Origin of the sequence: Enterobacter sp. 2VL (assembly GCF_005503595.1) — a bacterium.
Lineage (GTDB): Bacteria > Pseudomonadota > Gammaproteobacteria > Enterobacterales > Enterobacteriaceae > Enterobacter > Enterobacter cancerogenus.
This window is the reverse complement of sequence record NZ_SCNE01000008.1, coordinates 14,873-30,797: the sequence shown is the minus strand read 5'-3', so window position 1 is coordinate 30,797 and position 15,925 is coordinate 14,873. Positions and strand designations below refer to the sequence as shown.

Below are 15,925 nucleotides of genomic sequence, written 5' to 3'. Positions count from 1 at the left end.
CCCTCTTTTCGGTCATTACGTCAGGTCTTGCGAATTACCACCAGATTTCCATCTGGGCACCGAAGGTCCACTCGTCGTTATCACCACGACTGAAGGTCTTCGCGGAAGTATCGTTATACGCCACGCCAGAGGTGTAACCAGCGTCGTCGTTGGTTGCATAACCCCACTTCTCATCCCACTTCGCGTAGGTTGCGAAGACGCGGATTGCCGGACGAGACCAGATGCTGTCGCCTGCCTGCCACTGCTGGGCAAGGGTGATTTTGTACTGGCTGTTTCGGTCGTCGGTTTTCTGCGATTTAACGTTGTCGTAGCCCACTTCCAGCAAGGTGCTCATGATCGGCGTCCATTTGTACATTGGACGAACACCCACGGTCCACCACTCGGTACCGTTGTTATTGTCACGGTCGATATTCTGATACATACCGACGTACATCAGGTCCCAACGCTCAGCCAGGGTGATTGCACCGTGGTCCAGCACACGCCACATGGAACCATCGTTATCAATGCTTCCGCCTTGCGGGATGCCTTTACCGTTAGAGGTCATGGAGTCCGTACCGTACTGCAGAACGAACTTGTTGAAGCCTTTCATCATGCTCTGGGTATGTTCGGCGGTTAAGAGCCAACCATCTTTAGAAGCGCCAGGCTGCAGGTAGTAGTCATCAGGAATGTTGGTGTGACCGTAGTCAACGCCCAGCTCCAGCGTACCGCCTGGGTTGATTTCCATACCGGCTAAACGCACGTCGAACACGTCGTTTGGTACGACGTTGTCATAAATACGGTCACCGTTCGCGTCACGATCGGCGAAGGTTGCAGAACCGCCTGCTTCAGAAGAGCGGGTGGCTGCCAGAGAGAGTTTACCGAAGCCCAGATCGATGTTTTCGATACCCGCACCAGGACCTGAGATATCCCAGTAGTAGAAGTCGATCATGTGAACGTCATGACGCTGATAGAAGCGCTTACCGGCCCAGATGGTGGAGCCTGGCAGCCATTCAATCAGGTTTTTACCCTGCACGTTTGCTTCACGGAAGGCCGGACTGGTGGATTCCCAGTCGTTCTGCTGAGACACGGAATAGGCAACGTTAGTGTCGAAGTAGAAGCTCTTGTCGCCTTCTTTCCACACTTCCTGACCCAGTTTCAGTTCCGCATAGGTTTCACATTCGTTACCGAGACGGTATTTACTTTGAGCACCGGTTGCCTGGAAACACTGTTGTTCACCGCCACTTCCGGTCCAGCCAATGCCGGAACGAGCATAACCTTTAAAGTCTACGGCACCCGCCTGGGCAGACAGGATGCCTGCCGCAATGGCGACTGCCAGGGGGACTTTGCGCAGAGTAATCATCGTTCTATCTCCTGAGATCATTGCTTTTCTTTGAACACTTCACCTGTCGGTTTCGTGCTTATTATTGGGATTGCTTAGACGCCTGGCTCTTTATGCAGCCGACGACATGCGGTGCCATCTTCACGGAACAGATGACAGCGCTCTGGCGGCAAACCGATAGCGAATGTGGCACCCTCTTCTACCAACACCACGTCGTTCTGGCGGTAAACCAGGTTCTGACGGATGGCGGGGATCTGGATATGAATCTGTGTTTCGTGACCAAGTTGTTCGACGACCTGAACAATCCCTTCCAGCGTCACATCGGCGATGTGGCTTGGCAGCAGATGCTCAGGACGAATGCCGAGGGACATATTTGCCCCGACCTGTACGTTAGCGCTGTCGACCGGCAGCCACACTTGCTGACGGTTTGGCAGCTCCACCTGTACCTGTTCAATCGCCGTGGCGGTCACTTTAACGGGCAGGAAATTCATCTTCGGCGAGCCAATAAAGCCCGCGACGAAACGGTCTGCCGGGTAGTGATACAGCTCCAGCGGTTTGCCCACCTGCGCGACGCGACCGGCGTCCAGCACCACAATTTTGTCGGCCAGCGTCATCGCTTCGACCTGATCGTGGGTGACGTAAATCATCGTGCGGCCAAGGCGCTTGTGCAGACGGGAGATTTCGATACGCATCTGAACGCGCAGGGCGGCATCCAGGTTAGAAAGTGGTTCATCCAGCAGGAACACGCGCGGTTCCGCCACCAGCGTACGGCCAATTGCCACGCGCTGACGCTGACCACCGGAGAGCGCTTTTGGTTTACGCTCCAGCAGGTGCGCCAGCTGTAATACTTCGGCGACCTGGGTCACGCGCTGGTTGATGATCTCTTTTTTCGCCCCAGCCAGCTTCAGGCCAAAGGACATGTTTTCGGCAACGGACAGATGGGGATAAAGCGCATAGGACTGGAAGACCATGCCGACGCCACGTTCGGCGGGCGGGATGTCGTTCATCCGGCTTTCACCAATAAACAAATCACCGCTGGTGATGGTTTCAAGACCGGCAATCATACGCAGCAGAGTCGATTTACCACAGCCAGATGGACCGACGAACACCACGAACTCGCCCTCGTTGATGTCCAGATTGATGTCTTTTGACACCACTACGTCGCCCCAGGCTTTCGTTACATTACGCAGCTGTACGCTCGCCATGCCCTTCTCCCTTCGTTACAACCTGTCACCGACAGAAACATTCAAGATAAGTTCACTATGCGTCTTCCATTACTTTCGTGAATCCTCCACCCCCCACCTTTTTCATGGGGGAGGAGGCGGGAGGATGAGAGAGCAGGCTCTGCGACCAGCGCCGGTGGGCTTAGGCGAAAATCGTGAAGCAGCCTGCAAAAATCAGTGGGCTTTTGTGTGCGCCAGCACTCATAACTTAAATTTATGCAACGGAGATCACATTAACAGGGGGTGGGGCGTAGGGCTCAGGAGGATGGAAAGAGGATGTCAAATAAGGAGACTGAGTCACGTTGAACCACTGCAGACGTACCCTGAGCACATCACCAAAAAGGATGGCAGATATGAAGATCAAGACTGGCGCACGCGTTTTCGCATTGTCCGCCCTGGCAGCAATGATGATTTCCGCACCGGCTCTCGCCAAAATTGAAGAAGGTAAGCTGGTTATCTGGATTAACGGCGACAAAGGCTATAACGGCCTGGCCGAAGTGGGTAAAAAATTCGAGAAAGACACCGGCATCAAAGTGACCGTTGAACACCCGGACAAGCTGGAAGAGAAATTCCCGCAGGTTGCGGCGACCGGCGACGGCCCGGACATCATCTTCTGGGCGCATGACCGTTTCGGTGGTTACGCCCAATCAGGCCTGCTGGCTGAAGTGACGCCAGACAAAGCCTTCCAGGACAAACTGTTCCCGTTCACCTGGGACGCGGTTCGTTATAACGGCAAACTGATCGCCTACCCTGTTTCGGTTGAAGCGCTCTCGCTGATTTACAACAAAGACCTGGTGCCAAACCCACCGAAAACCTGGGAAGAGATCCCTGCCCTGGATAAAGAACTGAAGGCGAAAGGTAAGAGCGCCCTGATGTTCAACCTGCAAGAGCCGTACTTCACCTGGCCGCTGATTGCTGCCGACGGCGGTTACGCGTTCAAGTTTGAAAACGGCAAGTACGACGTGAAAGACGTGGGCGTGGACAACGCCGGCGCGAAAGCCGGTCTGGGCTTCCTGGTTGATCTGATCAAGAACAAACACATGAACGCGGATACCGACTACTCCATCGCGGAAGCGGCGTTCAACAAAGGCGAAACCGCGATGACCATCAACGGTCCGTGGGCCTGGAGCAACATCGACAAGAGCAAAATCAACTACGGCGTCACGCTGCTGCCAACCTTCAAAGGCAAGCCGTCTAAACCGTTCGTTGGCGTGCTGAGCGCGGGCATCAACGCCGCCAGCCCGAACAAAGAGCTGGCGAAAGAGTTCCTGGAAAACTACCTGCTGACCGATCAGGGTCTGGAGGAAGTGAACAAGGACAAACCGCTGGGCGCCGTAGCGCTGAAATCGTTCCAGGACACGCTGGCGAAGGATCCGCGTATCGCGGCAACGATGGATAACGCCCAGAAAGGCGAAATCATGCCGAACATCCCTCAGATGGCCGCATTCTGGTACGCCACCCGTACCGCGGTAATCAACGCCGCAAGCGGTCGCCAGACCGTCGACGCAGCACTGAAAGATGCGCAGGGTCGTATTACTAAGTAATGCCGTAGTTCCCTCTCCCTTTGGGAGAGGGTTAGGGTGAGGGTTGTCGCGATCCGCGCGCCCTCACCCCGGCCCTCTCCCCCAGGAGAGGGAGAAAAGATCACACGCTGTAGAGGAAGAACCCCATGGATGTCATTAAAAAGAAACGCTGGTGGCAAAGCGACGCGCTGAAGTGGTCAGTGATTGGTCTGCTCTGTCTGCTGGTGGGTTACCTTGTTGTTTTAATGTACGTACAAGGGGAGAACCTGTTCGCCATCATGACGCTGATTTTAAGCTCTGCTGGCCTGTATATTTTCGCCAACCGTAAAGCTTACGCCTGGCGCTATGTCTATCCGGGCGTGGCCGGGATGGGGCTGTTCGTACTGTTCCCGCTGATCTGCACCATCGCCATCGCCTTCACCAACTACAGTAGTACCAACCAGCTCGCGCAGGAACGCGCGGTGCAGGTGCTGATGGACCGTTCTTATCAGGCGGGTAAAACCTTTAACTTCGGCCTGTATCCTGAAGGCAATAAGTGGAAGTTAGCGCTCACTGACCAGGAAACCCAAAAGGTCTTTATCTCCGACGCGTTCACATTTGGCGGCGAACAAAAGCTGCCCCTGAAAGAGGCAGCAGCCCTGCCGGAAGGTGAACGTGCAAACCTGCGTATCATCACCCAGAATCGTCAGGCGCTGACCCAGCTCACCGCCGAACTGCCGGATGAAAGCAAAGTGACCATGAGCTCGCTGCGCCAGTTCTCCGGCACCCAGCCGCTTTACACCAAAGCGGATGACGGCACGCTGACCAACAACCAGAGCGGCGTGAAATACCGTCCGAACAACGATATCGGTTTTTATCAGTCGGTGAATGCCGACGGCAGCTGGGGCGACGACAAACTCAGCCCGGGCTACACCGTGACCATCGGCTGGGATAACTTCACCCGCGTCTTTACCGACGAAGGGATCCAGAAACCGTTCTTCGCCATCTTCGTCTGGACGGTGGTCTTCTCGGTGCTGACCGTGATCCTGACCGTCGCCGTGGGCATGGTACTGGCGTGCCTGGTCCAGTGGGAATCCCTGAAGGGCAAAGCGATTTACCGCGTGCTGCTGATCCTGCCCTACGCCGTGCCGTCGTTCATCTCAATTCTGATTTTCAAAGGGCTGTTTAACCAGAGCTTCGGTGAAATCAACATGATGCTGAGCGCGCTGTTTGGCATCAAACCGGCCTGGTTCAGCGACCCGACGACCGCCCGATCGATGATTATCATCGTCAACACCTGGCTGGGCTATCCGTACATGATGATCCTGTGCATGGGGCTGCTGAAGGCTATCCCGGACGACCTGTACGAAGCCTCGGCGATGGACGGCGCAGGCCCGTTCCAGAACTTCTTCAGAATTACGCTGCCGCTGCTCATCAAGCCGCTGACCCCGCTGATGATCGCCAGCTTTGCCTTTAACTTTAACAACTTCGTGCTGATTCAGCTGTTGACCAACGGTGGGCCGGACCGCCTGGGCACTACCACCCCGGCAGGCTATACCGACCTGCTGGTGAGCTACACCTACCGCATCGCCTTTGAGGGCGGCGGCGGTCAGGACTTCGGCCTGGCGGCGGCAATTGCCACGCTGATCTTCCTGCTGGTGGGCGCGCTGGCGATTGTGAACCTGAAAGCCACACGCATGAAATTCGACTAAGGAGGGCACAGAATATGTCTATGGTCCAACCCAAATCTCAAAAGCTGCGCCTCTTTGCAACTCACTTAGGCCTGCTAATATTTATCGCGGCAATTATGTTCCCGCTGCTGATGGTCATCGCGATTTCCCTGCGTTCGGGCAACTTCGCAACCGGCAGCCTGATCCCGGATGAAATCTCCTGGGAGCACTGGAAGCTCGCGCTGGGCTTTAGCGTCGAGCACGCGGATGGCCGCGTTACGCCGCCGCCGTTCCCGGTGCTGCTGTGGCTGTGGAACTCAGTGAAAGTGGCGACCATCACCGCAATTGGTATTGTGACGCTGTCCACCACCTGTGCTTACGCCTTTGCCCGCATGCGTTTCCCGGGCAAAGCAACGCTGCTGAAAGGGATGCTGATTTTCCAGATGTTCCCCGCGGTGCTTTCGCTGGTGGCGTTGTACGCCCTGTTTGACCGCCTGGGCCAGTACGTGCCGTTTATCGGTCTTAACACCCACGGCGGCGTGATCTTCGCCTATCTCGGCGGTATCGCCCTGCACGTGTGGACCATCAAAGGGTATTTCGAAACCATCGACGGCTCGCTGGAAGAAGCGGCGGCGCTGGATGGCGCAACTCCGTGGCAGGCGTTCCGCCTCGTGCTTCTGCCGCTGTCGGTGCCGATTCTGGCGGTGGTGTTTATTCTGTCGTTTATCGCCGCAATCACCGAAGTTCCGGTCGCTTCCCTGCTGCTGCGTGATGTTAACAGCTACACGCTGGCGGTCGGGATGCAGCAATACCTCAACCCGCAAAACTACCTGTGGGGCGACTTTGCCGCTGCGGCCGTCCTTTCCGCTATCCCGATTACCGTCGTGTTCCTGCTGGCACAGCGCTGGCTGGTTAACGGCCTGACGGCGGGCGGTGTGAAAGGTTAAGTTTCAATGTGTTATGCCACTGCAACCCTCAACTTTGACGTATTGTATTGAACCAACTTGTGACTGTTAGGCGCTCTCCGGAGCGCCCTTTTTTTATTCGCGTTTCAGCCGCTTCGAGTTGCACAGCCAGAGGGTGATCACCAGCAGCAGGATCGCCGCCGAGTAGATCAGCACATCGAGCGGGGATTTGTGATCGACGATGATCAGCCGCACTATCGCGGTGATCCCGATATAGACAAAGTAGCGCAGCGGGAAGTGAAAGCCGGACTGAAAATACTTCACAATCAGGGCGATAAATTCAAAGTAGAGAAAGTAGACCACCAGGCCTTCCACCAGCGCATATTTGCTGGTTTGCTCAGGGGCGAACAGCACATCCGCCAGATGCACCGTCTCTTTGCCGAGAAAGACGACCAGAATCAGACCAAGGCTCAGCAGACCGAGGTTCAGCACGGTCTGGAGGATGGTTGAGATAAACTCAACGCGTGGGCGAGTCAGGGATGTCATACAGCACCTCATTCTCCAGGACGAGGTTCCTGTATAACGCAAAAATGTGACGGGGATCTATATTTTTTGTTTATGTTTGGCTCGCAGCAGCATTCCTGCCGGGCGGCACTGCATTTGCCCGGCCTACAAAAAAACTATCGTAGGCCCGGTAAGCGCAGCGCCACCGGGCAAGCAGCATCAACGGAAGTTAATGTTCTTATCGCTGGTCATGTCATACAGCTGGAACTTACGTCCAAGCTTCTGGCCCCCGTCGCGCGTCAGCGGCGTCCAGCCCACGGCGGCACGGCTGCGGGTTGGGCCTGACGAGAAGAGGTCCAGCGGAATCGAGACATACACGCCTTTGGTGAAATCCCCTTCCCCGTATTCGTCCGGCGAAACGTTGGTGATGGTGGCATAGCCGCCCACGACCACGCCGCTGTCGAAGTGTTTCGAGATGTCCAGCGTGCCGCCCTTGTCGCCTGCAAGATACTGGCCGACGCTGGCTTTGACCAGCACATCCTGGGCGAACGACGGCGTCCAGTAGGCGGTGAGATGGCCCGTTTTGACGCTGTAGTCGGTGAACTTCATCATGTCCTGGGCGCTGCGCCAGTCACGTTGTTTCACATAGTTGGCGTCAATGCCGAACGCCCAGTTGCTGTCGACAGGGCGGTAAAGCACCTCCGCCCCCGCGCCGCCGTACATGGTTTCCAGATAGCCGCCGTACACCTGGCCGTAAAAACCGTTGCCGAAGTACTGGAAGTAGTTGGCCTGCAGGTTGTTCACGTAGGCGTTGTTCTGCACATATTCACGCACGCGGGTACGCACGCGCGGCAGCTTCGAGTCGTTCGGCGGGTTGGTGTAGTTGAACTTGTCGTAGTTGTTGGCAATGTTGCCGAACAGGCTGCCGGTGGTCAGCAGGTGGTCGGTAACCCACAGATCCGCGGTTGCCATCACGCCAAGCTGGTACATGTAGAAGTTTTCCGGCCCGCCGACGGACTGGTTCAGCACCGGGTCGATGTGGAAATCAAAGCGCGATTTATCAATGTACCAGCCCTGCTCGGTCGATTCCGGCACGACCGGCTCGATGCGTTTTTGCACCAGCTCGGTTTCATGCCCCAGCGGTTCGCCCTCAAGATGACGACGCAGGCTGGCGACGTCGGTTTCCGTGGTCACCTGCGGCAGGTTAAGGCGGTTTTCCGTTACGCGGATCGTGCGGATCCCCTCAGGCAGATCGTTCATAACGATCCGGTTAGCGCGTTCGATCCCTTCGCGCGAGTCGCGATATTTCACCTGCTCGCCGGTAACGTAGAGCGTATCGCCCTTAGTCTGGATCTTCGGATCGGCGAATCCGGCGTTGTACTTCAGCAACGTCAGTTGGTTAGCGACGACGGAGTGCTGGATGATGGCGTCCTGCGGCTCCGGCTGGTACGCAGGCCGGGCATTGTCGTTATAGTGCGGACGCATGTCGTTAAAGTTGGTGCGCAGCGTGAAGCCAAACATCACGGTATTGCCGCGCTCGTAGCTGAGGTTAACGTCGGCCCAGTCGGTGACGCGGTAAATGGCGCCGACGTTAAACTTGCTCTTCTGCTCAATCTTCCCGGCAAAATCTTCGCTGTAGTTATTCCCTTCATACTCCAGCTTCAGGCGCAGCGGTTGCCACGGCGTTTGGTATTCGATGCCGCCAAACAGCGAGGCCGGGCCGTGGAACATCTGGTCGCCGTTGATGGAGCCGGCTTTTTTATAGCTGTTATCCCGGTAGCAATATTTGTCGCTGTAGGAGCAGAACGGGTTTTTGACGTTGCCGCTGGTACCGAGGTAGCCCCAGCCGAGGCCGAGTGAGAAATCAAACGGTCCCCAGGCTTTGCTGGCCACAACGTATTCCGCATCAAACAGGCCGGTACCGCCGATATCTTTCGCGCCGACGGAGACCTGTGGCATCCAGTAGCTCTCTTCCCACAGGCGCAGCTTCACATCGAAGGCTTTGTCTTTATAGGTTTGATCGCCGGAGAATGCGTCGACGCTGCTGTACTGTTTCGTGCGCACGTCGGTATAGCGCAGCGTGGTTTCGAGCCACGGGAACAGCTGCACCGACGCAGAGTAGTAGCGATACTGATCGTTATCGCGGTAGTTAAGGCTGATTTCACCTTCACGCGCCATCCGCGCGGTAGGCGTTTGCAGTAAACCGACGCCACCAAAATCGGATTGCGACGGGCCGATAGGCGCGGGCCAGGTTTCTGCATGGCAGGCGGCGCTGACGCACAGCGCCAGCATGCTGTAGAGATAGGTTTTTTTCATTAATCCGGGATCCGCTGCGTCAGGGAATGAAGGATATCGGCATTCAGCCCGTCATACGCCTTCGTCCAGAAATGGTCGGCAAAACCGACAAAAATCACGCTGCCGGGCATGGGTTCGATATGGCGCTTATTCCAGTACGCCACGGGCGCTTTTTGGGTATGCCCGTCCGGATAGACGATCCAGACGTAGCTGTTATCCGCCCCGCTGAGCAGGCTTTGCTCGTCGAGATAGCTCGCCACGTCGCGGCCCGGCGTAAAAGGCTTTTTGCCCGGGCTGCTGATGAGCCCCATTACGGTGACGGTTGACGGCTGCGTCGGCAGCCAGAGCGTGTATTCCCCTTCCAGCGCCGGATTCCCCTTTTCCGCCACGCGCACGACATCGGGATCGAGGTTTATCGTCTGGCGTCCGGTGACCTTCAGCGCCTGAAGCTGCTGACGTACGCTGTTGATAGCGGCGGCGTCATCGCCATCTTCCTGACCAGCTAACCCGGTCAGTCGGGCGAGGAGCGCGTTATGCTTTTGTTCGGCCTCAACCGACGCCTGCCGCTCGCCGATCACCGCGCCGGGCCACCAGCTGTTGGCCAGCCTCGGTTGCCCGACGAGATCGAGCAGGTGTCCGGCGTTAGTTAAGGTTTTAGGCTGCGCGTTCTCCGGCGTGTATACCTTCACGGTGCCCGCAGACCAGGCCAGCGGCGCGGCAAAGCCGGCGAGCAGCACGATGGCGATAACGGTCTTTTTCATGATTTCGCCGCCTTGATCAGGGTGGTTTTCACCGGGAAGAAACCGGCGCCGAGGTACTGCAGGGACTGACGGATCTGCCCCTCTTCGTCCACCCAGTAGCGGTTGTGCCAGGTCGCCTGATCGGTTTTCACCTCTTCATCCAGCACGCGAACCTGCGTTTCGTCGCTGCCCACCTGCACGCTGTCCGTACCGTCCCAGCGGAAGGTCGAGCGGGCCGTGGCGTAGCGCACCTGCTTGTGCTCGGTCCAGCCCATCGTGCGCGTCCAGCTTGCGCCGTCGGTGACCTGGTCAGGCTTGATGAGCGGATCGGCTGCGAGATTATTCACCTCCAGCAGGTTGTCACCGCCGAGCAGCGTTTTCACAATCCGGCCATGCTGCGTCACGATGGTGGCCTGATCCTGCGTCACCCATTTCTGCTGCCCGTTTTCATCGAAAGCGAGCACCACAAACAGCTGCGGGCCATCGTTTAACTGCATGTACTGGCTGGCATAGGGCATGTTTTGCAGTTCGTCATCGGTCAGATGCACGCCCGGCGTGCCAAACATGCTGTCCCACAGGGAATGTCCCAGCCCTTTAGTGGTGGCCGAGCACGCCTGCAACAGCAGGCAAATCAGGATGATTGCAGGTCGCTTCACGACTCTTCTCCGAAGGGGCGAAATAACCACACCGAAGTGTGGTTATGATTAAAACACCCGGTATTACTGGGTGCTGGTCGTCGTAGTGGTCGTGGTTCCGGTATTGGAGCCATCACCGCCACCGGTTGCCGCCAGCGCGACACCCACGGCTGAACTTACGGTGCTCGTGCTGGATGCGGTAGAACTCCCCGCAGACGCAGACGTCGCTGCCGACCCTGCCGCTTCTCCGACCTGAACCGGAGCCGCATAGACAGATGTCGCCGCAAGCGCAGATATGGCAAAAATGCCATACAGTACTTTCTTCATAACAATTTCCCTTCAATGAATGAATGGAGATTTGCCCGAAAAGAAATTCAGGCGGAATCGAGTATACACAACTAAAGCAGAGGGATTACCGCATGAGGAAATAGCAGAAGGGTTTTCAGATTATTGGTTAAAACGGATGGTTAAGAATAATTAATATAATATAAAAATGTTTAAAAACATGCAGATATAATTAATGCAATAATAACGCACCTGCGTATATTCCTAAAATAAACCGCAGTAACTAAATGGTTTACAGCCTTTTTCAGATTAAACTCACAGCAGGAATTTGAGTTAACTAACAGACATGCGGAATTATCCGATAAAAAAGCCGGCATTACGCCGGCTTTTTTCATGACATATTAATTACGCACGCCATGCTTTATAACGGTTAATCAAACCATTCGTTGAGCTGTCGTGGCTGTCGACGTTTTTATCATCACCCAGCTCCGGCAGAATGCGGTTTGCCAGCTGTTTGCCCAGCTCTACGCCCCACTGGTCAAAGGTGAAGATGTTCAGGATCGCGCCCTGCGTGAAGATTTTGTGCTCATACAGCGCAATCAGCGCCCCCAGGCTGAACGGGGTGATTTCGCGCAGCAGGATGGAGTTGGTTGGGCGGTTGCCTTCGAACACCTTGAACGGCACAACGTGGTCCAGCGTCGCCGGATCTTTACCCTGATCGCGGTATTCCTGCTCTACCACCTCGCGTGATTTGCCGAACGCCAGCGCTTCAGTCTGCGCGAAGAAGTTAGACAGCAGCTTAGGATGGTGGTCGGACAGCGGGTTGTGTGTGATAGCCGGGGCGATGAAATCGCACGGTACCATTTTGGTGCCCTGGTGAATCAGCTGGTAGAACGCGTGCTGGCCGTTGGTGCCCGGTTCGCCCCAGATGATTGGGCCAGTCTGGTAATCCACCGCGTTGCCGTTACGGTCAACGTATTTACCGTTGGATTCCATGTTGCCCTGCTGGAAATAGGCCGCAAAGCGGTGCATATACTGATCGTAAGGCAGGATCGCTTCGGTTTCAGCGCCGAAGAAATTGTTGTACCAGATGCCAATCAGCGCCAGCAGCACTGGCAGGTTTTTCTCAGGTGCGGTGGTGGCGAAGTGTTGATCCATCGCGTGTGCGCCGGAGAGCAGCTCAACGAAGTTGTCGAAGCCAACGGACAGGATGATGGACAGGCCAATCGCGGACCACAGAGAGTAGCGGCCGCCAACCCAGTCCCAGAACTCAAACATATTCGCCGTGTCGATGCCGAACTCGCCCACCGCTTTACCGTTGGTAGAAAGCGCTGCGAAGTGTTTCGCCACGTGCTTGTTGTCACCTGCGGTTTTCAGGAACCAGTCGCGCGCGCTGTGGGCGTTGGTCATGGTTTCCTGGGTGGTGAAAGTTTTGGACGCCACCAGGAACAGCGTGGTTTCCGGGTTAACCGTCTTCAGCACTTCGGCAATATGGGTACCATCTACGTTCGAGACAAAGTGCATGTTGAGGTGGTTTTTGTACGGACGCAGCGCTTCGGTCACCATGAACGGACCGAGGTCAGAACCGCCGATACCGATGTTGACCACGTCGGTGATGGCTTTCCCGGTGTAGCCTTTCCAGCTTCCGGAGATGATGGATTCGGAGAAGGTTTTCATCTTCTCCAGTACCGCGTTGACTTCTGGCATCACGTCTTTGCCATCAACGATAATCGGCGTGTTGCTGCGGTTACGCAGCGCAACGTGCAGTACGGCGCGGTCTTCGGTACGGTTAATTTTCTCACCGGAGAACATGGATTTGATGGCGTCAGCCAGCTCAGTCTCTTTCGCCAGATCCTGCAGCTTTGCCAGCGTCTCTTCGGTGATGCGGTTTTTGGAGAAATCCACCAGCATCAGGTCATCGAAGGTCGCGGAGAACTTACTGAAACGATCGGCATCTTTCGCGAACAGATCCGCGATGGTGACGTCTTTCATTTCATCAAAATGTTTCTGTAATGCCTGCCAGGCAGAGGTCTGCGTTGGGTTGATGTTTTTCATTAGCAATACTCTTCTGATTTGAGAATTGTGACTGCGGTCGATTGTAGCGCCTGCAAATAAAAATTGTGATGGTTTTTATGCCATTGCCCTGGTCTGCATCAAACGCAGGTGAAAAGACCCGAAAAGTATAGCTGCTGGATGGCCCCTCTGGGGTGGGTAAATATGCCCCCCGTTGCGGCAAAACGAAGCATAAAATATGGCCCTGTTATTAGTCCTGTTACTGAGGGGTACCCCCCCATAAAAAATCCGCATAATCCCAGCATTGACAGGACCTCCCCCGCATTTTATTTATAGGGCCGTATTTTGCGCCTGCACCTGCTTTCGTTTCACTCTTGTGCCAAGGTCGCTTTATTCATTCCCTGACACGAGGTTGTTATGACGAGTTTTGTGGTCGCCAAGTTTGGCGGCACCAGTGTGGCGGATTACGACGCCATGAACCGCAGCGCCGATGTGGTGCTGGCCGATCCGAATACCCGCATGGTGGTGCTTTCTGCCTCCGCTGGCGTGACGAACCTGCTGGTTTCTCTGTCTGAAGGACTGGAAGCGACGGAACGATTCGTGAAGCTGGACGCGCTGCGCAAAATTCAGTTCGATATTCTTGAACGTCTGCAGAACCCGAACGTCATCCGCGAAGAAGTGGAACGCCTGCTGGAAAATATCACCACGCTGGCGGAAGCCGCCTCTCTGGCGACCTCAACCGCCCTGACCGATGAACTGGTCAGCCACGGCGAACTGATGTCGACTCTGCTGTTCGTTGAGATCATGCGCGAGCGCAATATCCAGGCGCAGTGGTTTGACGTGCGTAAAGTAATGCGCACCAGCGACCGTTTTGGCCGCGCCGAGCCGGATGTGGAAGCGCTGGCCGAACTGACCAGCCAGCAGCTTGCGCCGCGTCTGGAAGAGGGTATCGTCATCACTCAGGGGTTTATCGGCAGCGAGGCCAAAGGCCGCACCACGACTCTGGGCCGTGGCGGCAGCGACTACACCGCCGCCCTGCTCGGCGAAGCCCTGCATGCCACCCGCGTGGATATCTGGACGGACGTGCCGGGTATCTACACCACCGACCCGCGCGTGGTATCCGCTGCGAAACGCATTGACGTCATTGCCTTTGAAGAGGCCGCCGAAATGGCGACCTTCGGCGCGAAGGTGCTGCACCCGGCAACCCTACTGCCCGCGGTACGCAGCGATATTCCGGTGTTCGTGGGCTCCAGCAAAGATCCACAGGCGGGCGGAACGCTGGTCTGCAAAAAAACCGAAAACCCGCCGCTGTTCCGCGCCCTGGCCCTGCGTCGCCGCCAGACGCTGGTCACGCTGCACAGCCATAATATGCTGCACTCCCGTGGTTTCCTGGCGGAAGTGTTCGGCATCCTGGCGCGCCATAATATCTCCGTAGACCTGATCACCACTTCCGAAGTGAGCATCGCGCTGACGCTGGACACCACCGGCTCCACCTCCACCGGTGACACCCTGCTGACCCAGTCGCTGCTGATTGAGCTGTCGGAGCTGTGCCGCGTTGAAGTGGAAGAGGATCTGGCGCTGGTTGCCATCATCGGCAACAAACTGTCCCGCGCCTGCGGCGTAGGCAAAGAGGTCTTCGGCGTGCTCGACCCGTTCAGCATCCGCATGATTTGCTACGGCGCGTCCAGCTATAACCTTTGCTTCCTGGTGCCTGCGGATCAGGCGGAGCAGGTGGTGCAAAAACTTCATCAGAATTTGTTTGAATAAAATTCGTTAGCACGTTAAACAATATCGATAAGCCGGGCTCAGACCCGGCTTTTTTATAACTAAACAACACGACAATACTGCAAGGAATTCATTATGTTATCCGCCATCACCCGGCTGTTCCCGTTATGGGCGCTGCTGCTGTCTGTACTCGCATATTACACCCCTGGCACCTTCACTGGCATTGGCCCGTGGGTCACCACTTTGCTTATGCTGATTATGCTCGGCATGGGCGTGCACCTGAAAATTGACGATTTTAAGCGCGTGCTGTCGCGCCCCGCCCCTGTCGCCGCAGGGATTTTCCTGCACTATCTGGTGATGCCGCTCGCCGCGTGGCTGCTGGCCATGGCTTTTAAGATGCCGCCCGACCTCTCCGCCGGAATGGTGCTGGTGGGAAGCGTCGCCAGCGGTACGGCATCCAACGTGATGATCTATCTGGCAAAAGGTGACGTCGCACTCTCGGTAACCATTTCGTCCGTTTCCACGCTGGTAGGGGTGATTGCCACGCCGCTGCTCACCCGCCTGTACGTGGACGCGCACATTCAGGTTGACGTGATGGGCATGCTGCTAAGCATTCTGCAAATTGTGGTGATCCCGATTGCGCTGGGGCTGGTGATTCACCACCTGTTCCCCCGCGTAGTGAAAGCGATCGAGCCGTATCTTCCCGCCTTTTCGATGGTCTGCATTCTGGCGATCATCAGCGCTGTGGTGGCCGGTTCCGCCTCGCACATTGCGTCCGTGGGCTTTGTTGTCATCATCGCGGTGGTGCTGCATAACACCATCGGCCTGTTAGGCGGCTACTGGGGCGGTAAGCTGTTTGGCTTTGACGAGTCGACCTGCCGCACGCTGGCGATCGAGGTAGGGATGCAGAACTCCGGCCTGGCGGCGGCGCTCGGTAAGATTTACTTCTCGCCGCTGGCGGCCCTGCCGGGCGCGCTGTTCTCCGTCTGGCATAACCTCTCCGGCTCGCTGCTGGCGGGCTACTGGTCAGGCAAGCCGATTGATGAACCCGCGAAAAAAGATGTGGTGGAACAACGTTAATTGACGCCACATGCTTTACACTGGAGCCTC

At 56.3% G+C, this 15,925-nt stretch carries 13 protein-coding genes; 5 read left to right on the top strand and 8 right to left on the bottom strand.

Annotation, left to right across the window (positions count from 1 at the left end):
• Positions 1-34 precede the first annotated feature (34 nt).
• Together FFS28_RS17355 and malK are read right to left on the bottom strand one after the other, a co-directional pair.
• On the bottom strand, positions 35-1,339 hold the full coding sequence (locus tag FFS28_RS17355; RefSeq protein WP_474204639.1) for a maltoporin: 1,305 nt from the start codon (positions 1,337-1,339) through the stop codon (positions 35-37).
• Positions 1,340-1,413: 74 nt separating this feature from the next.
• Entirely contained in the window at positions 1,414-2,523 is a 1,110-nt protein-coding gene (malK, locus tag FFS28_RS17350) for a maltose/maltodextrin ABC transporter ATP-binding protein MalK (RefSeq protein WP_088209293.1), read from the bottom strand.
• Between the two features lie 371 nt (positions 2,524-2,894).
• Here malK and malE point away from each other — a divergent pair, with 371 nt between their 5' ends.
• From malE to malG, 3 genes are all read left to right on the top strand, one after another.
• On the top strand, positions 2,895-4,085 hold the full coding sequence (gene malE, locus FFS28_RS17345) for a maltose/maltodextrin ABC transporter substrate-binding protein MalE (RefSeq protein ID WP_042321183.1): 1,191 nt from the start codon (positions 2,895-2,897) through the stop codon (positions 4,083-4,085).
• Positions 4,086-4,210: 125 nt separating this feature from the next.
• Complete coding sequence (malF, locus tag FFS28_RS17340; RefSeq protein ID WP_137903554.1) at positions 4,211-5,755, top strand: maltose ABC transporter permease MalF; 1,545 nt, start codon at positions 4,211-4,213, stop codon at positions 5,753-5,755.
• A 14-nt stretch (positions 5,756-5,769) separates the two neighbouring features.
• The gene (gene malG, locus FFS28_RS17335) at positions 5,770-6,660 is read left to right on the top strand and encodes a maltose ABC transporter permease MalG (protein ID WP_006177494.1); all 891 of its coding nucleotides are present in this window, start codon (positions 5,770-5,772) and stop codon (positions 6,658-6,660) included.
• A gap of 93 nt (positions 6,661-6,753) precedes the next feature.
• Here malG and psiE read toward each other — a convergent pair whose 3' ends face one another.
• The 6 genes from psiE to pgi form a co-directional block, all read right to left on the bottom strand.
• Entirely contained in the window at positions 6,754-7,164 is a 411-nt protein-coding gene (psiE, locus tag FFS28_RS17330) for a phosphate-starvation-inducible protein PsiE (protein WP_000202963.1), read from the bottom strand.
• A 177-nt stretch (positions 7,165-7,341) separates the two neighbouring features.
• A complete protein-coding gene (locus tag FFS28_RS17325; RefSeq protein WP_137903553.1) occupies positions 7,342-9,438 on the bottom strand; it encodes a YjbH domain-containing protein in 2,097 nt (698 codons plus the stop codon).
• Positions 9,438-10,178, bottom strand: coding sequence for a capsule biosynthesis GfcC family protein (locus tag FFS28_RS17320; RefSeq protein ID WP_137903552.1), 741 nt, complete (start codon positions 10,176-10,178; stop codon positions 9,438-9,440). The genes FFS28_RS17325 and FFS28_RS17320 overlap by 1 nt, the downstream gene beginning before the upstream one ends.
• Entirely contained in the window at positions 10,175-10,813 is a 639-nt protein-coding gene (locus FFS28_RS17315; protein WP_058610084.1) for a YjbF family lipoprotein, read from the bottom strand. Before FFS28_RS17315 ends, FFS28_RS17320 begins: the two co-directional genes overlap by 4 nt.
• 63 nt (positions 10,814-10,876) lie before the next feature.
• Positions 10,877-11,119 (bottom strand): exopolysaccharide production protein YjbE, encoded by a 243-nt coding sequence (gene yjbE / locus FFS28_RS17310; protein WP_006177501.1) that lies wholly within the window; start codon positions 11,117-11,119, stop codon positions 10,877-10,879.
• A gap of 363 nt (positions 11,120-11,482) precedes the next feature.
• Positions 11,483-13,132 carry a glucose-6-phosphate isomerase gene (pgi, locus tag FFS28_RS17305; protein ID WP_088209289.1) on the bottom strand — a complete coding sequence of 550 codons (1,650 nt, stop codon included), beginning with the start codon at positions 13,130-13,132 and terminating at the stop codon, positions 11,483-11,485.
• 375 nt (positions 13,133-13,507) lie between these two features.
• Here pgi and lysC point away from each other — a divergent pair, with 375 nt between their 5' ends.
• Both lysC and panS read left to right on the top strand, forming a co-directional pair.
• A complete protein-coding gene (gene lysC, locus FFS28_RS17300; protein ID WP_006177503.1) occupies positions 13,508-14,857 on the top strand; it encodes a lysine-sensitive aspartokinase 3 in 1,350 nt (449 codons plus the stop codon).
• A gap of 93 nt (positions 14,858-14,950) precedes the next feature.
• A complete protein-coding gene (gene panS, locus FFS28_RS17295; RefSeq protein WP_058610082.1) occupies positions 14,951-15,895 on the top strand; it encodes a ketopantoate/pantoate/pantothenate transporter PanS in 945 nt (314 codons plus the stop codon).
• Positions 15,896-15,925: the final 30 nt, after the last annotated feature.

Bases quoted from the DNA above. Each gene is read 5' to 3' on its own strand.
- FFS28_RS17355 (WP_474204639.1), bottom strand. From the start codon at position 1,339: ATGATTACTCTGCGCAAAGTCCCCCTGGCAGTCGCCATTGCGGCAGGC.
- malK (WP_088209293.1), bottom strand. From the start codon at position 2,523: ATGGCGAGCGTACAGCTGCGTAATGTAACGAAAGCCTGGGGCGACGTA.
- malE (WP_042321183.1), top strand. From the start codon at position 2,895: ATGAAGATCAAGACTGGCGCACGCGTTTTCGCATTGTCCGCCCTGGCA.
- malF (WP_137903554.1), top strand. From the start codon at position 4,211: ATGGATGTCATTAAAAAGAAACGCTGGTGGCAAAGCGACGCGCTGAAG.
- malG (WP_006177494.1), top strand. From the start codon at position 5,770: ATGTCTATGGTCCAACCCAAATCTCAAAAGCTGCGCCTCTTTGCAACT.
- psiE (WP_000202963.1), bottom strand. From the start codon at position 7,164: ATGACATCCCTGACTCGCCCACGCGTTGAGTTTATCTCAACCATCCTC.
- FFS28_RS17325 (WP_137903553.1), bottom strand. From the start codon at position 9,438: ATGAAAAAAACCTATCTCTACAGCATGCTGGCGCTGTGCGTCAGCGCC.
- FFS28_RS17320 (WP_137903552.1), bottom strand. From the start codon at position 10,178: ATGAAAAAGACCGTTATCGCCATCGTGCTGCTCGCCGGCTTTGCCGCG.
- yjbE (WP_006177501.1), bottom strand. From the start codon at position 11,119: ATGAAGAAAGTACTGTATGGCATTTTTGCCATATCTGCGCTTGCGGCG.
- pgi (WP_088209289.1), bottom strand. From the start codon at position 13,132: ATGAAAAACATCAACCCAACGCAGACCTCTGCCTGGCAGGCATTACAG.
- lysC (WP_006177503.1), top strand. From the start codon at position 13,508: ATGACGAGTTTTGTGGTCGCCAAGTTTGGCGGCACCAGTGTGGCGGAT.
- panS (WP_058610082.1), top strand. From the start codon at position 14,951: ATGTTATCCGCCATCACCCGGCTGTTCCCGTTATGGGCGCTGCTGCTG.